Here is a 2571-nt window from a genome sequence, read left to right on the forward strand (position 1 = left end):
TGCAAATTATGCTTAAACGGAATGCCAGTTCCGCTACTGCGGAACTGCTATTCCATTTTTAACGGTACGAAGTACCGCTAGATGATATCATTCTGTTTCACGCATATTTATACCGTTCATCTCCAGACGATATGTATGATGTTTATCTGTGATTCGTGTAAGGCACGCATCAGCGTAGGTATTATCAGCAAACATATCAAACCATGTACTGACTGGAAACTGTGAGATGACTACAGTTGATTTTCTTCCATCCCTGGTGTCAAGGACTTCAAAAAGATCCCGGCATTTATCAAGATCGAGATCCATAAGGCCAAAATCATCGATCACAAGAAGATCCAGCTTGGTCAGCTTATTCAGGTAATCCAGATTTGTGGATTTGATACGTGCCTGTTCCATTTCGCTCATAAGAGTGTTCGCTTTTATATACTTTACACTCTTAGACTGCTTCATTGCAGTTACACAAAAAGCATTGATTAGATAAGTTTTTCCACTGGCGGAAGATCCTGTTACAATGAGATTCTTTCCTTCCTCTATCCAGTGGCAGGTACTCAGTCGCTCTATTGTCTGGGTATCAAGCTGACGTTCTGGACGGTAAATAGTTTCGTCAAGATCTGCCGCCGGGTATCGCAGATGCGCTTCTTTCATCAGACGATTAAAACGTTTATCTGCCCGCGCCTGCCACTCTGCATCAACCATTGCTGTCATGCGTTCCAAAAAAGTGTTTAGATCTGCATTGGGATCTTTCAACTGTTCTTCCAGGATATGTGCCATTTCTGGAACACGGAAACTTTTCAGACGCATGATCAGAGCCTGTTCCTGAGGTGTTAATGTAATGTCATGGGATGAACTCATTTGTATGCCTCCTTTCCACGGATGTTTGTATGGGAAGGAAGTTTTCCGGTTCCGTTTATAGCGCTGCTGGAATGATTATTTTGAACCATGCTAAGTACTTTCTTGAAATAAGAATACTTGCAGGCATTGGCTTCTACGCATTTCTCAGCAGCCTCCTGAACCAGCCTGTGAGGAACATCTTTACAGGAATGGAGCACACCGGCACAGCTGTTGTATGCCTGTTCCTCATGCTTGGAACTGCGGAGTATCCTGTCAATAAGAGTTACCATAGATTCTCCATAAACAGATGCCCACCGTCTGTAATAAGCTCCGTCATGTGCATTCACTTCTTTGTAATACAGGTGTTCTGGAGGCATATGATTGTCATCTGTAATGTAAAGAGGAAAATCACGGTAAGATCTTGGATGGCGGCAGATCAGCCGGTTATACTCATCACAGATCCGTATCTCCGTCATTGTAGCCTTAAGAATTGCAGACTTCCCTTTGTAGGTATACAATACAGAATAGTAGTGGGCATCATACTCAAGGTGGTAATTATCTGGAACTTTAAGAAAGTATTTATAATCACAAAGTGTATAACTTTCGCCTGGAAGCTGGTTCATACGCGGTTTGTCGTACTTTTCGAATCCATTCATGCGGGATTTCCGAATGTCAGATTTTTTCTGGAAAGGACGCTGGTTGATGTCCGCTACGATCTTTTTGACCGCAGCATTCAGAGCTTCCAGAGAGGTATAAGTATCTTTCTTTAATTCTTCTACCAGATGCGTCTCCAAGAAACGCACATGATTTTCAACTGTTGGTTTGCCTTTCGGTTTCCTTGGCGGTGGAGGCAGAATAATCGTATCATAGAAAGTTTCCAGATCTGAAAAAGCTGCCTGCAGCACAAGTTCATCTTTGCTATGCCTGGTAACGGCTGTTTTCAGATTGTCTGGGACAAGATATTTAGGAACAGCCCCATAATAAGACAGTGCATGTACTGTGCCAGCAATAAAATGTGGAAGTTTCTCATCCAGAAAGATCTCTGCATAAACAAGACTGCTAAAACCAAGTGTAGTCGTAAAAATATGAACTTTTCGAAGTTCGCCAGTAGTTGTGTCCAGTAGCAGTTCCGGCTGGTCGCCTACCCAGTCGATATACATCTTTTCACCAGGGATCCGCTCTACAGGCATAGATGTTTTTGAAGTACCATATGTATCTACCAGGAAATCACGATACAGCTTATAAAACTGAGCAAGCTGGTAACCGTTGGGATGCTCTTTTTTATAATCAATCCATAGAAAGCTCAAGTCGGCATGTTTTCCCATTTGGATCATCTGCTCATGTATTTTTTCAAAATCAGGTAATGGAATATCCTTATGTCGAAGGTTTTCTTTTGGATAGATGAGATCAACCACCTTTGAAGCTGGCATTTGTCGAAGATCATCCAGTGATAATCCTGAATCATTGTAACGGTTCATGATTAATGCAATCCCGCTTCGTCCAATCCGGTAACGTTTTTGTACGGCGTCATAACTGACTTTACTGAGTCGAAGTTCTATGACTCCAAGAATAGTATTGTAGTCGTGCATAATAGTTCCTCCTTTGCACTGTGATGAATAATAGTTACATCACAATAATAAAGGAAAAACGTACCGCTTTGAGCAGAAAACGCATACCGCTAAATCAGAATGGATGTACCGCTAATTTCAGAATAGGCGTACCGTTCGAGCAGAATTTGCA

General features: G+C 42.0%; 2 protein-coding genes. Both read right to left on the reverse strand.

Translation table 11 applies throughout. From position 1 onward, the window contains the following. Nucleotides 1–87: 87 nt before the first annotated feature. Complete coding sequence (locus tag EAI83_RS16890; protein WP_129976283.1) at nucleotides 88–852, reverse strand: ATP-binding protein; 765 nt, start codon at nucleotides 850–852, stop codon at nucleotides 88–90. Further along, nucleotides 849–2420, reverse strand: coding sequence for a Mu transposase domain-containing protein (locus EAI83_RS16895; protein ID WP_129976285.1), 1572 nt, complete (start codon nucleotides 2418–2420; stop codon nucleotides 849–851). Before EAI83_RS16895 ends, EAI83_RS16890 begins: the two co-directional genes overlap by 4 nt. Nucleotides 2421–2571: the final 151 nt, after the last annotated feature.

The sequence above is a fragment of the Blautia sp. aa_0143 genome (genome assembly GCF_004167315.1).
In the GTDB taxonomy this organism is placed as follows: Bacteria; Bacillota; Clostridia; order Lachnospirales; family Lachnospiraceae; genus Blautia_A; species Blautia_A fusiformis.

Bases quoted from the DNA above. Each gene is read 5' to 3' on its own strand.
- EAI83_RS16890 (WP_129976283.1), bottom strand. From the start codon at position 852: ATGAGTTCATCCCATGACATTACATTAACACCTCAGGAACAGGCTCTG.
- EAI83_RS16895 (WP_129976285.1), bottom strand. From the start codon at position 2,420: ATGCACGACTACAATACTATTCTTGGAGTCATAGAACTTCGACTCAGT.